This is a genomic window from Luteimonas sp. 3794, assembly GCF_031456825.1.
Lineage (GTDB): Bacteria > Pseudomonadota > Gammaproteobacteria > Xanthomonadales > Xanthomonadaceae > Luteimonas.
In genome coordinates this window covers 22,514-43,309 of record NZ_JAVDVJ010000009.1, presented here as the reverse complement: position 1 = coordinate 43,309, position 20,796 = coordinate 22,514, and the positions used below count along the sequence as shown (strand labels likewise).

Annotated in this window: 21 protein-coding genes and 1 pseudogene; 15 read left to right on the top strand and 7 right to left on the bottom strand. The window is 67.8% G+C overall.

Translation table 11 applies throughout. The features are described 5' to 3' along the window. Window positions 1-112: 112 nt before the first annotated feature. The 4 genes from dnaX to J2X52_RS12570 all read left to right on the top strand — a co-directional run bounded on the left by dnaX (window position 113) and on the right by J2X52_RS12570 (window position 3,389). On the top strand, window positions 113-1,903 hold the full coding sequence (gene dnaX / locus J2X52_RS12585) for a DNA polymerase III subunit gamma/tau (RefSeq protein ID WP_310153821.1): 1,791 nt from the start codon (window positions 113-115) through the stop codon (window positions 1,901-1,903). Further along, on the top strand, window positions 1,903-2,223 hold the full coding sequence (locus tag J2X52_RS12580; RefSeq protein WP_310153817.1) for a YbaB/EbfC family nucleoid-associated protein: 321 nt from the start codon (window positions 1,903-1,905) through the stop codon (window positions 2,221-2,223). Before dnaX ends, J2X52_RS12580 begins: the two co-directional genes overlap by 1 nt. An 89-nt stretch (window positions 2,224-2,312) precedes the next feature. Then, window positions 2,313-2,906 (top strand): recombination mediator RecR, encoded by a 594-nt coding sequence (gene recR / locus J2X52_RS12575; RefSeq protein WP_310153814.1) that lies wholly within the window; start codon window positions 2,313-2,315, stop codon window positions 2,904-2,906. Between the two features lie 135 nt (window positions 2,907-3,041). After that, window positions 3,042-3,389, top strand: a complete 348-nt coding sequence (locus tag J2X52_RS12570; protein WP_310153811.1) for a histidine triad nucleotide-binding protein — start codon at window positions 3,042-3,044, stop codon at window positions 3,387-3,389. A gap of 80 nt (window positions 3,390-3,469) precedes the next feature. Here J2X52_RS12570 and J2X52_RS12565 read toward each other — a convergent pair whose 3' ends face one another. Genes J2X52_RS12565 through J2X52_RS12550 form a run of 4 tightly spaced genes read right to left on the bottom strand, consistent with a single transcriptional unit; the run spans window position 3,470 to window position 7,798 of the window. Beyond that, window positions 3,470-3,961, bottom strand: coding sequence for a Slp family lipoprotein (locus J2X52_RS12565; protein WP_310153809.1), 492 nt, complete (start codon window positions 3,959-3,961; stop codon window positions 3,470-3,472). After that, window positions 3,958-5,898 (bottom strand): DUF3488 and transglutaminase-like domain-containing protein, encoded by a 1,941-nt coding sequence (locus tag J2X52_RS12560; RefSeq protein WP_310153806.1) that lies wholly within the window; start codon window positions 5,896-5,898, stop codon window positions 3,958-3,960. Before J2X52_RS12560 ends, J2X52_RS12565 begins: the two co-directional genes overlap by 4 nt. Then, a complete protein-coding gene (locus J2X52_RS12555) occupies window positions 5,898-6,851 on the bottom strand; it encodes a DUF58 domain-containing protein (protein WP_310153803.1) in 954 nt (317 codons plus the stop codon). The genes J2X52_RS12560 and J2X52_RS12555 overlap by 1 nt, the downstream gene beginning before the upstream one ends. Then, window positions 6,851-7,798 carry an AAA family ATPase gene (locus J2X52_RS12550; protein ID WP_310153799.1) on the bottom strand — a complete coding sequence of 316 codons (948 nt, stop codon included), beginning with the start codon at window positions 7,796-7,798 and terminating at the stop codon, window positions 6,851-6,853. The genes J2X52_RS12555 and J2X52_RS12550 overlap by 1 nt, the downstream gene beginning before the upstream one ends. Window positions 7,799-7,855: 57 nt before the next feature. Between J2X52_RS12550 and J2X52_RS12545 the strand changes: the two genes are divergently transcribed. Together J2X52_RS12545 and J2X52_RS12540 are read left to right on the top strand one after the other, a co-directional pair. After that, on the top strand, window positions 7,856-9,706 hold the full coding sequence (locus J2X52_RS12545) for a glycosyltransferase family 39 protein (protein WP_310153796.1): 1,851 nt from the start codon (window positions 7,856-7,858) through the stop codon (window positions 9,704-9,706). A gap of 65 nt (window positions 9,707-9,771) precedes the next feature. Further along, window positions 9,772-11,052 carry a hypothetical protein gene (locus J2X52_RS12540; RefSeq protein WP_310153793.1) on the top strand — a complete coding sequence of 427 codons (1,281 nt, stop codon included), beginning with the start codon at window positions 9,772-9,774 and terminating at the stop codon, window positions 11,050-11,052. On the opposite strand, the pseudogene J2X52_RS12535 reads toward J2X52_RS12540, so the two are convergent. Both J2X52_RS12535 and J2X52_RS12530 read right to left on the bottom strand, forming a co-directional pair. Next, window positions 11,053-11,630, bottom strand: a pseudogene (locus tag J2X52_RS12535) (Maf family nucleotide pyrophosphatase). Then, on the bottom strand, window positions 11,627-11,980 hold the full coding sequence (locus J2X52_RS12530) for a hypothetical protein (protein WP_310153790.1): 354 nt from the start codon (window positions 11,978-11,980) through the stop codon (window positions 11,627-11,629). The pseudogene J2X52_RS12535 and the gene J2X52_RS12530 overlap by 4 nt, the downstream one beginning before the upstream one ends. A 131-nt stretch (window positions 11,981-12,111) precedes the next feature. On the opposite strand from J2X52_RS12530, the gene J2X52_RS12525 reads away from it, so the two are divergent. The 8 genes from J2X52_RS12525 (at window position 12,112) to fabF (ending at window position 18,497) form a co-directional block, all read left to right on the top strand. Further along, window positions 12,112-12,630, top strand: a complete 519-nt coding sequence (locus J2X52_RS12525) for a YceD family protein (RefSeq protein WP_310153788.1) — start codon at window positions 12,112-12,114, stop codon at window positions 12,628-12,630. A gap of 20 nt (window positions 12,631-12,650) precedes the next feature. Continuing rightward, window positions 12,651-12,845: a 50S ribosomal protein L32 gene (gene rpmF / locus J2X52_RS12520; RefSeq protein WP_310153785.1), complete on the top strand. Its 195-nt coding sequence runs from the start codon at window positions 12,651-12,653 to the stop codon at window positions 12,843-12,845. A gap of 136 nt (window positions 12,846-12,981) precedes the next feature. Further along, window positions 12,982-13,965 carry a beta-ketoacyl-ACP synthase III gene (locus tag J2X52_RS12515; protein WP_310153781.1) on the top strand — a complete coding sequence of 328 codons (984 nt, stop codon included), beginning with the start codon at window positions 12,982-12,984 and terminating at the stop codon, window positions 13,963-13,965. An 80-nt stretch (window positions 13,966-14,045) separates the two neighbouring features. Beyond that, window positions 14,046-14,837: a serine/threonine protein phosphatase gene (locus tag J2X52_RS12510; protein WP_310153778.1), complete on the top strand. Its 792-nt coding sequence runs from the start codon at window positions 14,046-14,048 to the stop codon at window positions 14,835-14,837. 105 nt (window positions 14,838-14,942) lie between these two features. Continuing rightward, on the top strand, window positions 14,943-15,890 hold the full coding sequence (gene fabD / locus J2X52_RS12505) for an ACP S-malonyltransferase (protein WP_310153777.1): 948 nt from the start codon (window positions 14,943-14,945) through the stop codon (window positions 15,888-15,890). 96 nt (window positions 15,891-15,986) lie between these two features. Further along, window positions 15,987-16,730, top strand: a complete 744-nt coding sequence (fabG, locus tag J2X52_RS12500) for a 3-oxoacyl-ACP reductase FabG (protein ID WP_310153775.1) — start codon at window positions 15,987-15,989, stop codon at window positions 16,728-16,730. 131 nt (window positions 16,731-16,861) lie between these two features. Beyond that, window positions 16,862-17,101 carry an acyl carrier protein gene (acpP, locus tag J2X52_RS12495; RefSeq protein ID WP_232135906.1) on the top strand — a complete coding sequence of 80 codons (240 nt, stop codon included), beginning with the start codon at window positions 16,862-16,864 and terminating at the stop codon, window positions 17,099-17,101. 157 nt (window positions 17,102-17,258) lie between these two features. Then, window positions 17,259-18,497, top strand: a complete 1,239-nt coding sequence (gene fabF, locus J2X52_RS12490) for a beta-ketoacyl-ACP synthase II (protein WP_310153770.1) — start codon at window positions 17,259-17,261, stop codon at window positions 18,495-18,497. Between the two features lie 145 nt (window positions 18,498-18,642). Here the strand turns inward: fabF and cysS are convergent, their stop codons facing one another. Beyond that, entirely contained in the window at window positions 18,643-20,010 is a 1,368-nt protein-coding gene (gene cysS / locus J2X52_RS12485; protein ID WP_310153767.1) for a cysteine--tRNA ligase, read from the bottom strand. Between the two features lie 160 nt (window positions 20,011-20,170). On the opposite strand from cysS, the gene J2X52_RS12480 reads away from it, so the two are divergent. Continuing rightward, window positions 20,171-20,665 (top strand): hypothetical protein, encoded by a 495-nt coding sequence (locus tag J2X52_RS12480; protein ID WP_310153764.1) that lies wholly within the window; start codon window positions 20,171-20,173, stop codon window positions 20,663-20,665. The last annotated feature ends 131 nt before the right edge of the window (window positions 20,666-20,796 follow it).

Here is a 20,796-nt window from a genome sequence, read left to right as displayed (position 1 = left end):
TCGCGAGGCGCCTGGGCGCTTCGCAGCGGCGTTTGGACGCCGCGGGCCGGCCATTCTATCCGGCGGCGCCTGCGGTCACAAGGAACCGTTGGGGGCGTGGCAGAATACAGGGATGTCCTATCTCGTCCTCGCCCGGAAGTGGCGCCCGAAGCGGTTCGCCGAGCTCGTCGGCCAGGAGCACGTGGTCCGTGCGCTGACCAATGCGCTGGAAACCGGCCGCGTGCATCACGCCTTTCTGTTCACCGGCACCCGCGGGGTCGGCAAGACCACGATCGCGCGCATCTTCGCCAAGAGCCTGAACTGCGAGACCGGCACCTCGTCCGATCCCTGCGGTGAATGCGAGACCTGTCTGGCGATCGACGCAGGCCGCTACATCGATCTGCTCGAGATCGACGCCGCCAGTAACACCGGCGTCGACGACGTGCGCGAGTTGATCGACAACGCCCAGTACATGCCTTCGCGCGGCCGGGTGAAGGTCTACCTGATCGACGAAGTGCACATGCTGTCGAAGTCGGCGTTCAACGCGCTGCTCAAGACGCTGGAAGAGCCGCCGGGACACGTGAAGTTCCTGCTGGCGACGACCGATCCGCAGAAGCTGCCGGTGACCGTGCTGTCGCGCTGCCTGCAGTTCAACCTCAAGCGGCTCGACGAACAGCAGATCCAGGGCCAGATGACGCGGATCCTCGAAGCCGAGGGCATCGCAGTCGAGGCGGGCGCCATTCGCCAGCTGTCGAAGGCCGCCGACGGCAGCCTGCGCGACGGGCTGTCGCTGCTCGACCAGGCGATCGCCTATACCGGTGCGGGCGGCGAGGGCGGTGCGCTGGGCGATGCAGCGGTGGCGACGATGCTCGGCAGTGTCGACCGCACACGCGTGGGCGCCTTGCTGTCCGCATTGGCCGATGGCGACGGCGCGTCGCTGCTCGCCGAGGTCGCGACCCTGGCCGAATTCTCGCCCGACTGGGGCGGCGTGCTCGATGCGGTGTCCGAGGCGCTGCATCGCATCCAGGTGCGGCAGCTGGTGCCGGAAGTCTCGGTGGAAAGTGACGGCGTCGATGTCGATGCGATCGCATCGGCGGTGCGTCCGGAAGTGGTGCAGCTCTGGTACCAGATGGCGCTCAACGGACGTCGCGATGTCGGCCTCGCGCCGAGCCCGCGCGCGGGCTTCGAGATGACTGTGCTGCGCATGCTGGCATTCCGTCCTGCCGAGGATGGCGCTGCGGCGCCGGCTGCGGGCAGCGGCCATCGCGCGAGCGGTCCTGCGGCGGCACGTGCGGCGCTGGCTGCACAGGCGGCGCCCGAGTCTGCACCTGCGCCGCGTACAGCCGCGCCGCCACCGCAGCCCGTACACGAGACGCCGACGCCGCCACGCGCGGTCGTCGAAACGCCACCCGCGCGCCCGTCGCATCAGCCTGCGCGCACAGCCCCGGCTCCCCATATGCCGCCGGCTGCGCCGCCGCGAGCCGACGCGCCACCCCCGGTTGCTGCCGCGACACTGCGAACGCTCGATGCGCACCAGTGGCTCGATCTCGTTGCGGATCTGCCCTTGCGTGGCCCGGTGCGCGAACTCGCGGCGAGTGCCGCGTTCGTCGCGCTCGATGGCGCTGTGCTCAGGCTCGCGCTGCCCGAAGCCGACGAACATCTGAAAGCGCCGATCATGGTCCATCAGCTCTGCGAGGCGCTGGCAGGCCCGCTCGGCGGCGCGCCGCAGATCCGCTTCGAGACTGCGGTCGCCAGCGAAACCGTGACGCTGCACGAGCGCAATGCGCGCGAGCGCGATGCGCGCCAGTCCAATGCCGAAAACAGCTTCATGTCCGATCCGGACGTGCAGCGGCTGATGTCGCAACAGGGCGCCAAACTGGTGCCCGATTCGATACGCCCTTTTGAAGAACGAGGATTTCAGTGATGCGTGGAAACATTGCCCAGTTGATGCAGCAGGCGCAGAAGATGCAGGAAAACATGCAGCGCGTGCAGCAGGAACTCGCCAGTCTCGAAGTCGAGGGCAGCGCCGGCGGCGGCATGGTCGCCATTACGCTGACCGGCAACAAGGAATGCCGCAAGGTGCGCATCGATCCGAGCGTGCTGTCGGACCCGGAGATGGCCGAAGACCTGATCGCCGCCGCGTTCAACGACGCGTCGAACAAGGTCGATGAAGAATCGAAGGCGCGGATGTCCGGAGCGACGGCAGGCATGCCGCTGCCGCCCGGCATGAAGCTGCCGTTCTGAGTTGCGTTGATTCGTGATTCGAGAAGGCGGGCCGCGCACGCTTTCGTTTTTCGCGAATTACCAGTGACCAATTACGAATCACCAGCAGAATGTCCTCCCTGCTCGAACAATTGATCGACGCCTTGCGCGTGTTGCCCGGCGTGGGACAGAAGTCCGCGCAGCGCATGGCCTATCACGTGCTTGAACGCGGGCGCGAGGGTGGAGCGAGGCTGGCACTGGCGCTGGCCGAGGCGGTCGAGAAAATCGGCCATTGCCAGCGCTGCCGCGACTTCAGCGAAACACCGGTCTGCCCGACCTGCAGCAGCGCCGCTCGCGACGCGCAGACGTTGTGCGTGGTCGAAACGCCGGCAGACCGGCTCGCGATCGAGCAGGCCACGGGCTTCCGCGGGTTCTACTTCGTGCTGCAGGGCCGGTTGAGCCCGCTCGACGGCATCGGTCCGCACGAACTCGGACTGGACCTGCTCGGCGCGCGGTTGGCCGAAGGTGAGGTGCAGGAACTGATCATCGCGACCAATCCGACGGTCGAAGGCGAGGCGACGTCGCACTACCTGGCGCAGATTGCCCGCCAGCATGGCGTGCGCCCGAGCCGTCCGGCGCACGGGCTGCCGCTAGGCGGCGAACTGGAGTACGTCGATCGTGGCACGCTGTTGCATGCATTCGGCAGTCGCAGCGAAGTGGCCTGAGGGCGGTGATCGGTGATTGGTGATGACCGGACATTCGTCCGTTGAAAGCGGTGGTTGGAAGAGGCGAGTCACCGAGGCATGCGGGGATATGCTTTCAAGAATCACGAATCACGAATCACGAATCACGGTGTCCCCATGACGACCATCTTCCACAAGATCATCCAGCGCGAGATTCCGGCCGATATCGTCTTCGAGGACGACCACGTCGTTGCGTTCCGGGATATCGCGCCGCAGGCGCCGGTGCACGTGCTGTTCGTGCCGAAACAGGATTTCGCCACGCTCAACGATGTGCCGACAGACGCGCCCGAGATCATCGGTCGCCTTGCGGTCGCTGCTGCGCGCTATGCGAAAGAGCAGGGGTTTGCCGACGACGGCTACCGTATCGTCATGAACTGCAACGAGCACGGCGGGCAGACGGTGTTTCAGATCCATCTGCACCTGCTGGCGGGTGCGCAGCTCGGGCGCTTTGGGACAGCGGCGTGACCCTGTAGGAGCGCGCTCGCGCGCTATGGGCCTTCCCTGCACGGCGCATCGCGCGCGAGCGCGTTCCTACAAGAAGAGAATCACCAATATCCCCACCACGGCCAGGGCGCCGGGCGCGTGATCACGTCGACACGCTCGCGCTTCGGCCACAGATAGACCACATCAGCCTCGACGCGCGGAAAACGGTAGTCGTACTCGCCGACGCGGCGCGAGTCATAGCCGGCGATGCGCCCGGTGAACGTCACTTCGCGGTTGACCTCGAACACTGCCGGGTCATAGAACCCCGCGCGACACGCGATGAAGCGGCCGTTGGTGTCGTCGCTGGCCCAGTAGGGGCGACCGGTCGCGGTCAGGCGCGTGGCGATCATCTCGAAGCAGGTCGCGTCGGTGCGCGGTTCCACCTGCACGATGCGGCCACCCCAACGCACCATCGCGCCGGTGTGTTCGCCCTGCACCGCGGCATGCGGCGTCAGAGCTTCAAGGTAACCGCCCTGCAGCGGCTTGGGTTGCGAGGCGCATGCGCCGAGCAGCAGCGCGCCAGCGACAATGGACAGCAGGCGAAGGGCGGTCATCGAGTGGTCTCCCGGGCTGGACGGTGCGCGCGCAACGCCCGCACCAGCGTCGCATCAGACGCTGGCGCAGCGTAGCGGGCCGCGACGAAACGGTGGGTGAGGGCGAGCAGCGCATCCTCGCCCGTCCGTGCGCCCGTGACACGCCTGGCCCAGGCCGTGGCAGGCTCGTGGCGCTCCCGCCCCAGGCCGAGGCGCGCGTAACGGCGGCCGAGGCGATGCCAAGCGCGGAGCAGGGGGTCGCGCTCGCGTTCGGTGCGCGCGACCAGCCACAGCATCCAGCCCAGGGCGAGCGCCGCGCTCAGCGCGAACAGCGCGGTGAGGCCGCGGGCGTCGATGTTCTCGAAGCCGATCCGCTGCAGCATGCGCTGCTGGCGCGCGGCGTCGAAGCCCAGCACGAAGTCGTTCCAGGCACGCAGTGCCCAGTCGCCAAGATCCGCCATCGGCAGCAGGGCGTCGGCCCCGCCGCCCGCGCCGAGCCGGTCTTCCAACGTGTCGTAGATGCGTTCGGGTGCGACTGCGGCGGTCGGATCGACCCGCACCCAGCCGCGGCCCTCCAGCCACACCTCGTTCCAGGCATGGGCATCCATGCGCCGGACGATCCAGTAGTTGCCGTAGCGGTTGCGGGTGCCGCCGGTATAGCCGGTGACGACGCGCGTCGGGATACCGGCTTCGCGCATCAGCACCGCGAACGCAGAGCTGAAATGTTCGCAGAAGCCAGCGCGATACTCGAACAGGAATTCGTCGACCGCGTGCCGGCCGGGCAGCGGCGTGGTGAGGGTGTAGGCGAAGTCGCTGCGGATCCATGCCAGCGCACGTGCGACGAGCGCCCCGTCGTCGTTCGTTTCGGCGCGCCACTGTTGCGCGAGCGCACGCGTACGCGGGTTGAAGTCGGCGGGCAGTTGCAAAGCGAGTCGGCGCAGGGAATCAGGCAGATCGGCTTCGAAGCGGACCGGCGGTGCCGAACGCAGTTGCCAGCGGGTCACCCGGTCGAGCCTGCGCTCGCTGGTGAACGTGTATTCGTGTGCGGCGCGCATGCCGTCGGGGAGTTCGAGCGGCATCTCCAGTGCAACGAGCAGATTCCGCTCGGTGGGCTCCAGCGCGATTTCGTATTCCCAGGTCGGCGCGCCATGCTCGACCGTTGCCGGCGGCAGGCTGCGCAGCCACGGCGACGCCGTCCAGGTGCGGCCGTCGTATTGCGTCAGCGTCGGGCCGCGCCAGTACATGTCGCGGGTCGTGGGTTCGGCGCCGCGGAAGGTCACACGCATGGCCGGCGTATCGTCGGCAATGAGGTCGATCCAGTCGCCTGGCGACATCTCGTCCGACAAGCCTGGTCGCGCAGTGGAGCGCTCGGGAATGCCCCACAGCGGTGTCGCCAGGCGCGGGAACAGCCAGAACGCCGCGAGTGCCAGCGGCAGGCCGATCGCAATCAGGCGCGCAACCGTGCCGATGCGCGCGACATGGCGCACGCCCGCCGCGGGCAGTCCGGACTCCTGTTCCGACACCCGCGCCAGCGCCGCCAGCACCAGCACCGCGCCGCACAAGCCGAGCGCGAGCGACAGCGGGCCCTGATCGAGCAGGAAGGTCGCGAACGGTGCGAACAGGGCGAAGCCGAGCAGGCTGCGGGCATCGCGCACGGTCCTGAGTTCGGACGGCTTGATCGCGAGCATGCCAGCGAGCAGCGCGCAGCCGGTGTCGCGACCGACATGCATGCCGCTTTGCGCAAGCACGAGGCCGAACACGGCGAGGGCGAGCACGGTCCGCAGCCAGCCGGGGGCCGCGCCCCGTGCAGCCATGGCGGCGGCGATCGCGCCTGCGACCGCGATGACCACCGGCAGCGGCATCGGCAACTGCAGTAGCAAGGGCAGCAGGCATAGGCCTGCCGCGATCAGCGTCCAGCGGCGGCCAAGCGTATCGAGCGCGAGCGAGGTGCGTGCCATCAGCCGGCGTCCGGCAGCAGCGCGAGCGCGCGCAGGCAGGCGTGGCGATGCGCGGCGCCCCGATCCGGACCGATCACAGCTTGGCCGGGCAGCTGCAGTCGATAGCGCACGGCCTCGCGTTCCGCCTCGTCGACCCAGCGCGCGAGCCGGCGGATCCGCGACTCGGGGTCGAGTGCGCCGAGTTGCTGCCAGTCCAGCGTCAGGTCATCGCCCTGCGGACGCTCGAACTCGCGCACGATCAGAGCATCGCGCCGCGCCGAGGCCTTCCACGCGATCGTCCGCGGCGCATCACCCGAGCGCCAGTCGCGCAGATGATGCAATTCCTCGCCGGCGGGATTGAGCCGGGCCTGCGCCTCATCGCCGCCGCCATGTGGCAACGGCGGACCGGACGCTTCGGGTGCGGGATAGACCAGAAAGCGCGCCGTCGGCCAGACCCAGGACCACGCATGCGCCAGACCTAGCGGGCGCGTGGTGCTGATGCGCAACCGCGGCGGCGTCAACCAGCCCCGACGCACGGTCGGCAGTGTCACTGTCGATTCGCCGCCGCTGTCGTCCAGCGACAGCACGGCCGCGCTGTCGGCCAGGGCGACCCGTAAGCCACGACGCTCGCGGCCGGGCGCCGCTTCGACGTGTACATGCAACGGCATCGGCGTGCCGGCCGACACCGGCTCACCATGTACTGCACGGATCTCGAGTCCGCTGAGCTGCAGCTGGGTCCACAGCAGGCTGGCGAGCGTCGCGCCGACCAGCAGCAGACACAGCAGCAGGGCCGGATTGTTGTTGTAGTTGAGCGCGCCGATCGCCATCGTCACCAACAGCGCCGTGACGAAGGCGCCGAACCCGGTGGGCAGGATGTAGATGCGCTTGCGGTCGAGGCGCACCGGCAGCGCTTCCGGCCGACGCGGATGCGCCCAGGCTTCGACACGACGGCGCAGGCCGGCGAACACGCGCATCAGTCGACCGGCACGGCCTGCAGGATCGAGGCCGCCAGGCCGTCACCGGCTGCATCGGCCTCGGCGACCAGGCGATGACTGGCGATCAATGGAAACAGGGTCTGCACGTCGTCGGGCAGGGCGTGATCGCGCCCCTGCAGCAGCGCGAACGCGCGGGCCGCGCGCAACAGGGCCAAGCCTGCGCGTGGAGACAGACCCACGCGCACGCCGGGATGTTGACGGCTGCGTCCCATCAGCGCCTGCACGTAATCGATCAACGCCGGACTGGCGTGGATCGCCGCGACGGCCTGGCGCAGCGCGCGCAGATCATCGGCGCCGAGTCGCGGCACGGTTTCGGCGATCAGCGTGCGGCGATCGCTGCCCGACAGCAGAGCGCGCTCAGCATCGCGATCGGGATATCCGAGCGTGAGCCGCAGCAGGAAGCGGTCGAGTTGTGAATCGGGCAGGGGATAGGTGCCCGACAGGTCGACGGGGTTCTGCGTGGCGATGACGAAGAACGGATCGGGAAGGCGATGCGTGGTGCCGTCGACGGTGACCTGCTGCTCGGCCATCGCTTCGAGCAGGGCGCTTTGTGTGCGTGGTGGCGCACGGTTGATCTCGTCGGCCAGCAGCACGTTGGTGAACACCGGGCCGCCGTGGAATTCGAAGCGCCGCGCACTGCCCTCGTACACCGAGACGCCGACGACATCCGACGGCAACAGATCTGACGTGAACTGCACCCGCTGGAAATCGAGGCCCACTGTCGCGGCGATCGCGTGGGCCAGAGTCGTCTTGCCGAGACCGGGCAGATCCTCGATCAGGATGTGGCCATCGGCGAGCAGGGCGACGAAGCTCATCGTCACCGCGGTCGGCTTGCCCAGCACCAGCCGGTTCACCTGGGCCAGCGACGACGACAGGGCTTCACGCTGGGTGTCGGTTAGCATGGCGGGCGTCGTCGGGTCGGGCATGTAGATGTTCCTTCGGCGGTCCCCCCGAGTGTAGCGAGGTCGAGTTCAATGCGGCGGATGGAAATTCGCACGGTGTTCGTCGTTTTGTGGACGGCGATCGTGCTGCTCAAACTCGCCATTGCCGCGCGCCTGCCGTTGTTCGTCGACGAGGCCTTCTACTGGCTCGAAGGCCAGCACCCCGCGTTCGCCTATTCCGACCTGCCGGGCCTCACGGCCTGGTTGATCCGTATCGGTACCGAAGTCTTCGGCGATGGTCTGCTTGCTGTGCGGCTGCCCTTCATCGCAATCTCGGCGCTGGTGCCGTGGCTGGTGGTGCGCCTGACCGCGCGTGAGTTCGATCCGCAGGCGGCATGGCTCTCGGGCTGCGCCGCACTGCTGCTGCCGTTGCTCGGGTCGCTCGGGGTGATGGCGCTGCCCGACGCGATGCTGGCGCTGGCGACGGTGCTGTGTCTGGATGCCGGCGTGCGCCTGCTGCGTGGGGTGACCCATGGCGGTGCGTTGCTGCTTGCGCTCGGTCTGTCGCTCGGCGCGCTGAGCCACTACCGCTTCATCGCCGTGATCGGTGTCGGCATCGTCGCCCTGTTCGCAATCGCCAAGGGCCGGGACGCCCTGCGTGATCCGCGCGTGTGGATTGCGATTGCGACCGGCGCTGCAGCGTGGATCCCGCTACTGGTGTGGAACGTCGACAACGCCGAAGCCGGACTGCGCTTCCAAATGGTCGATCGGCATCCCTGGGCGCTGCACGCCGACGGCTGGCAGTTCATCGTGATCCAGGCGGTGATGGTGACGCCGCTGCTGTTCGCCGCGCTGCTGATCGCGGCGTGGCGTCTGCGCCGGGCGCAGGATGACGCGGCGCGTTTCCTCGCGATATCCGGCGGCCTGATGGTGCTCGGATTCTTCGCACTGGGTTTCGTCGCTGACACCGAGCGCGCGAGCTTCCACTGGCCGTTGCCGGGCTATCTCGCATTGCTGCCGCTGGTCGGATTCGTGCTGATGGCCTGGCCGCGCTGGCTGCGCATCGCGATGTGGGCGACGCTGGCGCTCGGCTTCATCGGGGTGATCGGCTATTACGCGGCCGTCTCGGCGCCCGAAGTGCGCGAGCGCAGTGCGGGGCTCAAGTGGTATCCGTCGAACTTCGCCGGCTGGGACACGCTGGCCGACGCGGTACGCGAGGAACTCGCGGCCATGCCGGCCGACACGGTGCTCGTCGCCGACAACTTCAAGATCGGCGCCGAACTCGGGTTCGCACTCGGTGATCCGCGCATCCGCGTGCTCGATCATCCGCTCAACCGACACCACGGCCGCGCGCCCCAGCTGCAGCTCTGGAACCTGCAGCTCGATGATCGCGCGGAACTCTCGGGGCGCCCGGTCCTGCTGGTCACCGGTGCCAATGACGTGAAGTTCAGTGCCCTGCTGCAGCGCTACCAGGCCGTCTGCGCGCGCATGGGGGCGCTGCCGGTTTCGCGCGTGGTCAATGCGGATCGCGGCGCGCAGCGTTTCATCCTGTCGCGGTTCGATGCGGATGTGGGAGCAGCTGGAGGCGAGTGCGTGACGCCGGCGATCGCCTATGTCGATACTCCCGTGGCGGGTGCAAGCGTCGACGCGCCGTTCGAAATGCGTGGCTGGGCGCTCAAGGACGGCAGCGGCATCGCATCCATCGCGGTCACGCTCGATGGTGTGCCGGTCGCCGAGGCGCAATACGGCGCGCCCAACCCCTGGATCGTCGAGCAGTTCCTGGCCGGCGCTTCGCGCGATCCGGTGGGCGTCAACATCGGATTCACAGCAATGGTCGATCCGTCCGCACTTGGGCCGGGCCGTCATTGGCTCGGGCTGGAGATCAGAGGCAACGACGGCTCGGTCGAGCGCTGGGCCGAGCAGCCGATCAAAGTCGCGCCGGCGACACGTTAAGCCGACACGCTTCCGTCTCGCCGGTTAGAATTCGCGCAAGGACGGGGGTTTTGATGGAAGCAAGGATGCGGGACGCCGCCGGTTTCGGATGGGCGACGATTGGAATGGCCTGGGGTATGGCGTTGCTGTTGCTTGCCGCAACGCTGGCCTGGCATGTGCCGATGATGCTTTGGGATCATCTGGATCTGGTGCCGATGTACGAGGCATGGCAGCGCGGCGCCTTCCTGTCGTCCGAAGCATTGCGCATGCACGACGGCAGCCACCTGCATTTCCCCGCGTATGCGCTGCTGCTCGGCACGACGTGGCTGTCCGGCGGGCAGACTCTGCTCGATTGCGTGCTCGCGTGGTCGCTGCTGGCTATCTATGCATGGCTGATGTTGCGCGCTATGCGGCGCGCCTTGCCGGATACGGCGCCTGCTTGGCTGTTGCCTGCGCTGGTGGGCTTTGCGCTGCATCCCGGGCACTTGGCAAATACACAATGGGGCTGGCAGGTCGCCGTATTCCTGTGCCTGGCTGGATGCGCTGTCGTGCTGGCAGTGCTATCGCGGCCCGCGCCAAACTGGCGTGACAACGGAGTCGCGCTGCTGGCGATGCTGGTGGCGGTCACCAGTTTCAGTACCGGGCTGGCCGTTGTGCCGGTAGCGCTAGGCCTGATCCTTGTGTGTCCGGTCCTGTCGTGGCGCCGGCGCTTGGCGCTGGCCGCGCCTTGGGCGCTGGCCGCAATTGCGATCGTGATGATCGCGTCCGGCAGCACCGCGTTGCAGATGCCAGCGCCCGCGGACTTCGCGGCTTATGTGCTGAACTACATCGGCAGCAGCGTCGCCCGCTTCGCGACAGGCCTGGCGCCGTGGCTGACGGTGCTCGCCCTGATCTCGGGCTGTGCCTGCACGCTGCTGTCGCGAAGGGATCAACGGGCTCGCTTCTGGTTGGCCTGCATGGCCTTCTCGCTGGGCGCGGCGGCGCTTACAGCGCTGGGGCGCGTCGCCGACTTCGGTCACGACCATGCCTTTGTATCGCGTTACGTGAGTTTTTCCTCCATGTTCTGGATCGGCTGGCTCGGCATTGTGGCGCTCACTCTGCAGGGAATGCGGCCATCCATGAGAAGTCTGCTCCGGGGCTTTGTGATGGTTGTGCTGATTCTGGGCGCCTTCAATGCCCTACACATGACCAAGAAGGCGCGCGAGGTGGCGGAGCGAAGCGTTCAAACTGCGGCCGCGATCCGCGATCAGTACCCGGCCGTAGACGATGCGATCTTGCAGGAGATCTATTTCGGCCGCAGCGAACAGGCGAAAGCCCGGCTGGACGTGCTCCATAGCCAAGGCTTCGCACCGTTCGAAGAGCGCTGATCAGGGCAGGGCGTAGCCTGCGTCGCGCAGCAACCGCGCGGTGGCGATGAGCGGCAACCCGACCAGTGCGGTCGGATCCTCGCTGTGGATCGCGTCGAACAGTGTGATGCCGAGCCCCTCGCATTTGAAACTGCCCGCGCAGTCGAACGGCTGTTCGGCATCGACGTAGCGCGCGATCTCGTCCGCGCGGAGCGTGCGGAAGACGACGTCGGTGCGGTCCTGGGCTCAAGCGTGGCCTGTCCTGTCTGGGCCAGTGCCAGGGCGGTGTGGAACACCACGCGGCGGCCGGACATCGAGGTCAATTGTGCGATGGCGGCCTCGCGACCGCCGGGCTTGCCGAGTGGCCGGCCCTCCAGCGCGGCGACCTGGTCGGAGCCGATCACCCAGGCGCCGGGCATCCGCATGGAAACATCCTCGGCCTTGGCCAGCGCCAGCCGGACCGCGAGCGCGTGTGGGGCCTCGCCGTCGCGGGGTGTCTCGTCGACAGCGGGCCGTGCGCAGGTAAACGGCAGCCGCAGGCGGTCCAGCAGGGCACGGCGGTAGGCGGATGTCGAACCCAGGATCAGCGGCGCGCTCATGCACCACCCCCGGCGCGCGCCAGTGCCAGTTGGGCGAGCTGCCGGTCTATGCGGGCCAGTGCCTGCGCGATGGACGCCTCCATTGCTGCGAGCGCAGCGAGATCCGCGTGCGCGCCGTGCTGCTGCAGCCAGAGCCTCTGCCGCAACATCTCCTGCAGGGCATCGCGCACTGGATCGCCGCCGGTTGGGCCGATCTGCGCGCGTGCGATACGCAGTCGCGCCTCAAGGGCGTCGGCGGCGTCGAGCACGCGCGCGTAGGCGCGATGCCTGCGCCGGACGTGATGACGCCAGACCACTACAATGGCCGCAGCCAGGCAGATGGCCAGCAGCAGGCTGGGGATCGGCTGCAAGCGGCGGGTCCTGTGGCGCGGCGGGCCAGTCTGCCCGGTCGAGTGCGGCAACGGCAAATCCGCCGCGCTGTCGCGCACCGGGCCCAGCGCAGTTTGACAGTGCGCCATCGCCTCTTTAACATTCGGCGGCTATGTCCGCGCACATGCCCGAGTTGGTCGATGCCTGGCGCATGGTCGCAGGCGGCGCTCGCCTCGACGGGCGTCTGCCATTGGCGTCGTTGACGCGCTTGCGCGACCTGCTGGCCGATGTCGAAGGCGATGACGTGATCTGCTCGATCGAGTTTGGTCGCGACGCGCTGCAGCAACCGTCCGCGCTGTTGCGCATCCAGGCGGCTTTGCCGCTGGTGTGTCAGCGGACGCTCAAGCGCTTCGTGTGGCCGCTCGATCTCGAGCAGCGGTTGGGGCTGATCCGCGACGAAGCGGAAGAGGCCGGCCTGCTGCCCGATTACGAGGCGCTGCTGCTGGAAGGCGATGGTGCGTTGTCGCCGGTCGCGCTGGTCGAGGACGAACTGATTCTGGCAATACCCGCGATTCCCGTCGCGCCTGGCTCGGAAGCGATCGAACGCGACTGGCCGGTGTCGAGCGAAGAAGAGACACGCGTCAACCCGTTTTCGGCGTTGGCGGGTTTGAAGAACGATCGAAACAACTAGAACCTGTTGGAGCAATTCCCATGGCTGTGCAGAAATCCCGTGTCACCCCGTCCCGTCGTGGCATGCGTCGCGCGCACGACAAGCTCAGTGCCAAGCTGCTGTCGACCGACCAGACGACGGGTGAGACCCATATCCGTCACCACATCACTGCTGACGGCTACTACCGCGGCAAGCAGGTGATCCAGCCGAAGACGCGCGTCGTCGAGGCAGACTGATTCCCGCTGTCCGCCAGATCGTTGGCGGGCGCACGATGTACCGGGCGCAGCCACCGTCTCTGACGGGCGGCTGCGTCTGCCGTCGGCAGGGATGCCGCCTTTCGAACATGCGCCTGACGCGAGGGCCGCTCCGCAGATGACCAGCGAACGCATCTATTCCCGCATTGCCGGCACCGGCAGCTATCTGCCCGAGAAAGTGCTGACCAACGACGACCTCGCCCAGTTCGTCGACACCAGCGACGAATGGATCGCGAGCCGTACCGGCATCCGCGAGCGTCACATCGCTGCCGAGGGCGAGACCACCAGCGATCTCGCGTTCCACGCGGCAACGCGCGCGATGGAAGCGGCCGGTGTCTCCGCGTCCGAACTCGATCTGATCATCGTCGGCACCACCACGCCCGACATCATCTTCCCGTCCACCGCCTGCCTGCTGCAGGCGCGGCTGGGCGCCAACGGTTGCGGCGCGTTCGACGTCAATGCCGCGTGTTCGGGCTTCCTGTACGCGTTCTCGATCGCCGACAAGTTCATCAAGTCGGGCGATGCGAAAACCGTGCTGGTGGTCGGCGCTGAAACCTTGACCCGCATGGTCGACTGGAGTGAACGCACCACTGCCGTGCTGTTCGGCGATGGCGCCGGCGCGGTCGTACTCAAGGCCGATGCCGAAACCGGCATCCTCAGCACCCATCTGCACGCCGACGGCGCGAAGAAGGAACTGCTGTGGAATCCGGTCGGTGTATCCGCGGGCTTCCGTGACGACCAGCCCAACGCTGGCGTGCGGATCCAGATGGCCGGCAGCGATGTCTTCAAGTACGCGGTCAAGGCGCTGGATTCGGTTGTCGAGGAAACGCTGCTGGCGAATGGTCTCGATCGCCACGACATCGACTGGCTGATTCCGCACCAGGCCAACCTGCGCATCATCGAAGCCACGGCCAAGCGCCTGGACATGCCGATGGATCGCGTCGTGGTCACGGTCGACAAGCACGGCAACACCTCGTCCGGTTCGGTGCCGCTGGCGCTCGACGAGGCCGTGCGCTCGGGGCGCGTCCAGCGCGGCCAGTTGCTGCTGCTCGAGGCCTTCGGTGGCGGCTTCACCTGGGGTTCGGCGCTACTTCGCTATTGAGTCGACCCGCCGCGGGCCGCAGGCCTGCAAGTGATCCATTTTCGCGGACCTGCGTGTCCGCACGACACGGAGGCTCCCGCATGGGCGTCGAATCCATCGTCGTGGCCGGGGACGATGCCTGGCTCAAGGCCTACGCCGACGGCGACAAACGCAGGTTCGGTCTCGGCATCCTCGATGCGATCGCGCGCGGCCTCGACATCGAAGCGCTGCGCCCGCCGTCCCATCCCGGTGGCGGCGAGGCCAAGCGGATCGAGGCGCGTCGGCTTGGTGAACTCGACGCCCAGGGCGTACGCGTGCCGCGAGTGCTGGGCGAGGGTGCATCCACGCTGCTGCTGAGCAATCTCGGTGACACCTTCGCCGCGCAGTTGCGCGCCGCCGCTGGCGATGTCGCACGTATCGATGCATTGACGTCCGCGGTGATCGACGCGATCGCCGATGCGCATGCGCGCGGCGCCTATCTGGGACAGCCGATGCCGCGCAACATCACGCTCGACGACAGCGGCCGCGTGGGTTTCATCGATTTCGAGGAAGACCCGCTTGAAGTGATGTCGCTGCCGCAGGCGCAGGCGCGCGACTGGCTGCTGTTTGCGTTCGGGATGGCCAGGTACTACGACGGCCGCACCGATGTGCTCGCCGACTTGCTGTCGCGGGCGATGCAGCGCGAGCCGGAAGTGGCCGCACACGCCGGCCGCGTCGGGCGTCTGGAGGGCTTTGCGCAGCGCATACGGTGGCTCGGGCGTTCCGCGCGCCGCGTCGCGCATTCGATCCTGGTCGTCCGTGCCGCGACGCTGCTGCCTGGGTTGCTCGTCGCCGCCGTGCTGTGGGACTGGATCGAGGATGGCGAGATCGAGCTGCTGCGGATGTTGTTCTGAAGCGCGTATGCGCACGTGCCTGGCCGCGACCGCATACGCCCGGGTACAGACAATGTCGCGGCTTCGCACTTATCATCGCCACCAGTTTTTAGGCTGGAAGTCCGCGTGACCACATCGCACCTCGCAATCGTCTTTCCGGGCCAGGGTTCGCAGTCGCTGGGCATGCTGGGTGATCTTGCCGAGCGTCATCCGGTGATCGTCGAAGCATTCGCCGAAGCATCCGAAGGCGCGGGCGTGGACCTGTGGGCGCTCTCGCAGCAAGGCCCCGAGGCACGGCTCAACCAGACGGAATTCACCCAGCCTGCGCTGCTCGCTGCTGGCGTCGCGGTGTGGCGCGCGTGGCAGCAGGCTGGCGGGCCCGCACCGGTCGCGCTGGCCGGCCACAGCCTGGGCGAGTACACCGCGCTCGTCGCGGCCGGGGCGCTGTCGCTCGGCGACGGTGCGAGGCTCGTGCACCTGCGTGGCCAGTTGATGCAGGCGGCTGCGCCGGCGGGCGTGGGGGCGATGGCTGCGGTCATCGGCGCGGAGGATGCGCTCGTCGCCGAGCTCTGCCGCGATGCGTCCGAGGACGGCAGCGTCGTCGTGCCGGCCAATTTCAATTCGCCCGGGCAGGTCGTCATCGGTGGGCACGCCGCCGCAGTCGATCGCGCGATCTCGCTGCTCGGTGCGCGCGGCGTGCGCAAGGTCGTCAAGCTTGTGGTCAGCGTGCCCTCGCATACCCCGCTGATGCGGGAGGCTGCGGATCGGCTGGCCGAATCCATGGCGACGGTCGCATGGCATGCGCCGTCGCTGCCGGTGGTGCAGAACGTCGATGCCACGGTGCACGAGAGTGTCGATGCGATCCGCGATGCGCTCGTGCGCCAGCTCTATCTGCCGGTGCAGTGGACGCGCTGCGTCGAGGCGCTGTCGGCGCGCGGTGTGGTGCGTATCGCCGAGTGCGGTCCGGGCAAGGTGCTCGCCGGTCTGGTGAAGCGCATCGACAGGTCGATCGACACGCGTACGCTCGGCGCCCCGGACGAGTTCGACGCCGCGCTGGCAGACTGGAAGGTCTGAGCCGGCGGCCTCGGATCGGCGCACACTGCGCGTGGCCGGCACGACAGGCACTGTCTCCGTCGGATCCGCTGCCCTATACGTTTCACTGGAGTCCTCATGAGCGCACCTCTTTCGGGCGAGATCGTTCTCGTCACCGGCGCAAGCCGCGGCATCGGTGCCGCGATCGCCGACACCCTGGCCGCGCAGGGCGCGACCGTGATCGGCACCGCGACCAGCGAAGCCGGCGCGACCGCGATCGGCGAACGCCTGTCCGCGCACGGTGGCCATGGCCGTGTACTGGATGTTTCGCAGCCGGGCACGATTGAAGCGCTGGTCGAGTCGATCGCATCCGAGTTCGGCGCGATCTCGATCCTCGTCAACAATGCCGGCATCACCCGCGACAACCTGCTGATGCGGATGAAGGACGAGGACTGGCAGGCCATCCTCGATACCAACCTGACCAGCGTCTACCGCAGCTCCAAGGCAGTGATGCGCGGGATGATGAAGGCGCGCAAGGGCCGCATCATCAATATCGCGTCGGTGATCGGCGTGACCGGCAATGCGGGCCAGGCGAATTACGCCGCCGCCAAGGCCGGCATCATCGCCTTCAGCAAATCGCTGGCGAAGGAAATCGGTTCGCGCGGCGTCACTGTCAACGTGGTCGCGCCCGGCTTCATCGCCACCGACATGACCCGTGACCTGCCGGAGGAATCGAAGGCCGCGTTGACCGAACGCATCGCGCTCGGCCGTCTCGGCGAGCCGAACGACATCGCGCAGGCAGTGGCATTCCTCGCGGGGCCTTCGGCGACCTACATCACCGGTGAAACCCTGCACGTCAACGGTGGCATGTACATGCCCTGAAACGGGCCGCAGTCACGCATTATTTCCTCGGGCAAGCCGTTGAATGGCAAGGGCATTGATGGTGGTGCGCCCATCGCCCGGCTTTCCCTTACACTATCCACCGAAAATCGCCTCCCCGGAGCAGACTACCCATGAGCAACATCGAAGAGCGCGTCAAGAAGATTGTCATCGAGCAGCTGGGCGTGAAGGAAGAAGAAGTCAGCAACAGCGCGTCCTTCGTCGACGACCTCGGTGCCGATTCCCTCGACACCGTCGAGCTGGTGATGGCGCTGGAAGAAGAGTTCGAGTGCGAGATTCCGGACGAAGAAGCCGAGAAGATCACCTCGGTGCAGCAGGCGATCGACTACGTCAAGACGCACGCCAAGGGCTGATGCCCGCGTCCGCGCCCACGGTCTGATCCGATGGGCGTGTGACCGGTCCGGCCGCGACGCGGCAGGGCACACAGGTTCCAGCACGAGGCCGCGTTGCGGCCTTGTGCATATTGGCGGCGACCCACCGCGCCGCCACCGACTTCTCAGGAGTTGAACAATGGCCAAGCGCCGCGTCGTCATCACGGGCATCGGCATCCTCTCGCCGCTGGGCAACGATCTGGCGTCGAGCTGGGACGGCATCGTCAACGGCCGGTCGGGCATCGGCCCGATCACCCATTTCGACGCCACGAATTTCGCCACGCGTATCGCCGGCGAGGTGAAGGGCTTCGACGCGACCCAGTGGATCGCGCCGAAAGACGTCAAGAAGATGGATCCCTTCGTGCACTACGGCGTCGCCGGCGGCCTGATGGCGATCGCCGATGCGGGCATCGACGTGCGTGAGTCCGATGCCGAGCGCATCGGCGTGGCGATCGGCGCGGGCATCGGTGGCCTCAAGGGCATCGAGGAAACCGCGATCAAATACGCCGAGGGCGGCCCGCGCAAGATCTCGCCGTTCTACGTGCCCAGCACGATCATCAACATGATTTCCGGCCAGGTTTCCATCATGACCGGCGCCAAGGGCCCGAACATCGCGGCGGTCACCGCCTGCACCACGGGCACGCACAACATCGGCCTGGCGATGCGCATGATCCAGTACGGCGATGCCGACGTGATGATCGCCGGCGGCGCCGAGTTCGCGACCACGCCGACTTCGGTCGGCGGCTTCTGCTCGATGAAGGCGATGTCGACCCGCAACGATGATCCGACCGGCGCCTCGCGTCCGTGGGACGTGGAGCGCGACGGTTTCGTCATGGGCGATGGCGCGGGCGTGCTGGTGCTCGAGGAATACGAGCGTGCCAAGGCGCGCGGCGCGCGCATCTACGCCGAGGTGGCGGGTTTCGGCATGAGCGGCGACGCGTTCCACATGACCTCGCCCAGCGAGAACGGTGAGGGCGGTGGGCGTTGCATGCGCGCCGCGATCAATGATGCCGGGATCGATCCGTCGCAGATCGGCTACATCAACGCGCACGGCACCTCGACGCCGGCCGGCGATGTCGCCGAGACGATGGGCATCAAGGGCGTGCTCGGCGCGCATGCGTCGAAGGTGATGGTCAGCTCGACCAAGTCGATGACCGGGCACCTGCTGGGCGCGGCCGGCGGCATCGAGGCGGTGTTCTCGGCGATGGCGCTGCACACCGGCATCATTCCGCCGACGATCAACCTGCACACGCCGGGCGAGGGCTGCGACCTCGACTACGTGCCACTGACCGCGCGCGAGCACCAGGTCGAGTACGTGATGTCGAACTCGTTCGGCTTCGGCGGCACCAACGGCACGCTGGTGCTCCGCAAGGTCTGAGGCAGCGTTGGACTGATGAAGCAAAAGGCCCGCGCAAGCGGGCCTTTTTCCTGTCTTCCTGTAGGAGCGGGGGGGGGGGCGGGGGGGGGGGGGGGGGCGGCCCCCCCCCCCCCCCCCCCCCCCCCCCCCGCTCCTACAGGACGCCTTAGCCGCGCTTCCAGCGCACGCCCTGTGGCGTGTCCTCGAGCACGATCTGCTCGGCCGCCAGCTGGTCGCGGATCGCATCGGCGCGGGCGAAGTCGCGGGCCTGCTTGGCGGCGATGCGTTCGTCGATCAAGGTCTGGATACGCGCGTCGTCATCGTCGCTGGCGCCGCGGGCGAACCAGTCAGCGGGGGGCTGCTGCAGGAGGCCCAGCGCGAGGCCGGCGCCGAGCAATTCCGACTTGAGCGTCGCGCGCGCGGACGCATCCGTGGCCTTGCGCGCCTCGCCGGCGATGCGGGCGACCTCGGCCAGTGCGGCCGGGGTATTGAGATCCTCGTCGAGCGCGCGCTCGATACTATTTGGAATCCGCGCCTCGGCCTCGACATCAGCGAGGTCGCGCAACGTGCCATAGAGCCGATCCAGCGTGCGCACCGATTGCTCGATCAGCGCGTCCGACCAGTCCAGCGGCTGACGATAGTGCGCCGAGAGCAGGGCATAGCGCAGCGCTTCGGGTGCATGGGTCTGTACCAGATCATGCACACGCTCGATGTTGCCAATCGACTTCGACATCTTGCTGCCGGCGAAGGTCAGCATGCCGTTGTGCAGCCAGACCTTCGCGAACGGCGCGCCGCCGTGAGCGCATTCGCTCTGCGCGATCTCGTTCTCGTGGTGCGGGAACTGCAGGTCCACACCGCCGGCGTGGATGTCGATCGTCTCGCCCAGATGCGCGGCGGCCATCGCCGAACATTCGATGTGCCAGCCCGGACGCCCGAGGCCCCAGGGCGAGTCCCAGCCTGGTAGATCATCGGTCGACGGCTTCCACAGCACGAAGTCGCCGGGGTCGCGCTTGTACGGCGCGACCTCGATGCGGGCGCCGGCGATCATGTCGTCGGTGTCGCGTCGCGAGAGCTTGCCGTAGCCGTCGAAGCTGCCGACCGCGAATAGCACGTGGCCTTGCGCCGCATAGGCATGGCCACTGTCGATCAGGCGCTCGATCATCGCGACGATCTCGCCGATGTGTGCGGTCGCGGCCGGCTCGATGTCCGGCGGGGCGATGCCCAGCGCGGCCATGTCTGCGCGGTAGGCGGCAGCGAAGCGGTCGGTGATCGTCGAGATGGGCACGCCCTGGTCACGCGCCGCGGCGTTGATCTTGTCGTCGACGTCAGTGATGTTGCGCGCGTATTTCAGTGCGCCGAAGCGGCGCCGCAGCAGGTCGGCCAATACGCCGAACACGACCGGACCGCGTGCATTGCCGATGTGGACATAGTTGTAGACCGTCGGGCCGCAGACGTACATCGTCGGGCACGCGGGATCGAGGGGCGCGAACGGTTCGAGGCGGCGGGTCAGGCTGTTGTAGAGATGCAGGGACATGGCGGGCTCGCCGGGATAACCGGACGATTCTAACGGCGCTCGCCGCGCTGCGCTGCCTCCGGGCGTCAGCGGCCCGCAAGCTGCGTGATGACGGGCGCAGCTCGTGTACACGACAGCATCGATTCAGCCCCCGCCGGTGGGCGCGGCCTACACTGCAACGGTGTCGATCGCGCTCCGAAACTGCCCTCGTGCGAAACCTGCGTTGCCTGTGCTGGCAGCGCTGCTCGTGTGCGCGTGCCCGGCCTTCGCCCAGAGCCCCCCGCCGGCGCCCGAGAACGCGCGCCTCGAATACGCCCAGGTACTGCGTGCCGAACCGGTCTACCAGACCCTGCGCGCGACCAGTATGGTCGAACGCTGCGAGGCGACAACGCCGGTCGCGTCGGAAGACCAGCGCCGCGGCTTCGCGCGCATGGTCGGCGCGGTCAAGGATGTGCTGCGCTCGGACGAAGACCGGGTCGAGGAGACCGACCGCTCCGCCGGTGGCGACTGCCGCATGGTGCCGATCGAGCGCGAGTTCCGCCGGCCGATCGCCTACGACGTCGACTACGTGCACAAGGGCGTCAAGTACCGTTCGCGGCTGCCGTATGACCCCGGCAACCGGCTCCGTGTGCGCGTGTCGGTCACGCCGATCGTGCCACCGGCCGGCGAGCGTTGAATGTCGCGTCCGCCGCTGTTGCAGTGCAAGGCTCCGCGTGCGAGGATTCGCGCCTCATGAACGCCCTGCGCGCCAACGCCGATATCCTCACCTCCGCCCGCATGGCGTCGGGGATGACCTCGCGTGCCCGC

What these genes read in the sequence shown, in the direction of transcription:
- dnaX (WP_310153821.1), top strand. Translation starts at nt 113, where the DNA reads ATGTCCTATCTCGTCCTCGCCCGGAAGTGGCGCCCGAAGCGGTTCGCC.
- J2X52_RS12580 (WP_310153817.1), top strand. Translation starts at nt 1,903, where the DNA reads ATGCGTGGAAACATTGCCCAGTTGATGCAGCAGGCGCAGAAGATGCAG.
- recR (WP_310153814.1), top strand. Translation starts at nt 2,313, where the DNA reads ATGTCCTCCCTGCTCGAACAATTGATCGACGCCTTGCGCGTGTTGCCC.
- J2X52_RS12570 (WP_310153811.1), top strand. Translation starts at nt 3,042, where the DNA reads ATGACGACCATCTTCCACAAGATCATCCAGCGCGAGATTCCGGCCGAT.
- J2X52_RS12565 (WP_310153809.1), bottom strand. Translation starts at nt 3,961, where the DNA reads ATGACCGCCCTTCGCCTGCTGTCCATTGTCGCTGGCGCGCTGCTGCTC.
- J2X52_RS12560 (WP_310153806.1), bottom strand. Translation starts at nt 5,898, where the DNA reads ATGGCACGCACCTCGCTCGCGCTCGATACGCTTGGCCGCCGCTGGACG.
- J2X52_RS12555 (WP_310153803.1), bottom strand. Translation starts at nt 6,851, where the DNA reads ATGCGCGTGTTCGCCGGCCTGCGCCGTCGTGTCGAAGCCTGGGCGCAT.
- J2X52_RS12550 (WP_310153799.1), bottom strand. Translation starts at nt 7,798, where the DNA reads ATGCCCGACCCGACGACGCCCGCCATGCTAACCGACACCCAGCGTGAA.
- J2X52_RS12545 (WP_310153796.1), top strand. Translation starts at nt 7,856, where the DNA reads ATGGAAATTCGCACGGTGTTCGTCGTTTTGTGGACGGCGATCGTGCTG.
- J2X52_RS12540 (WP_310153793.1), top strand. Translation starts at nt 9,772, where the DNA reads ATGCGGGACGCCGCCGGTTTCGGATGGGCGACGATTGGAATGGCCTGG.
- J2X52_RS12525 (WP_310153788.1), top strand. Translation starts at nt 12,112, where the DNA reads ATGTCCGCGCACATGCCCGAGTTGGTCGATGCCTGGCGCATGGTCGCA.
- rpmF (WP_310153785.1), top strand. Translation starts at nt 12,651, where the DNA reads ATGGCTGTGCAGAAATCCCGTGTCACCCCGTCCCGTCGTGGCATGCGT.
- J2X52_RS12515 (WP_310153781.1), top strand. Translation starts at nt 12,982, where the DNA reads ATGACCAGCGAACGCATCTATTCCCGCATTGCCGGCACCGGCAGCTAT.
- J2X52_RS12510 (WP_310153778.1), top strand. Translation starts at nt 14,046, where the DNA reads ATGGGCGTCGAATCCATCGTCGTGGCCGGGGACGATGCCTGGCTCAAG.
- fabG (WP_310153775.1), top strand. Translation starts at nt 15,987, where the DNA reads ATGAGCGCACCTCTTTCGGGCGAGATCGTTCTCGTCACCGGCGCAAGC.
- acpP (WP_232135906.1), top strand. Translation starts at nt 16,862, where the DNA reads ATGAGCAACATCGAAGAGCGCGTCAAGAAGATTGTCATCGAGCAGCTG.
- fabF (WP_310153770.1), top strand. Translation starts at nt 17,259, where the DNA reads ATGGCCAAGCGCCGCGTCGTCATCACGGGCATCGGCATCCTCTCGCCG.
- cysS (WP_310153767.1), bottom strand. Translation starts at nt 20,010, where the DNA reads ATGTCCCTGCATCTCTACAACAGCCTGACCCGCCGCCTCGAACCGTTC.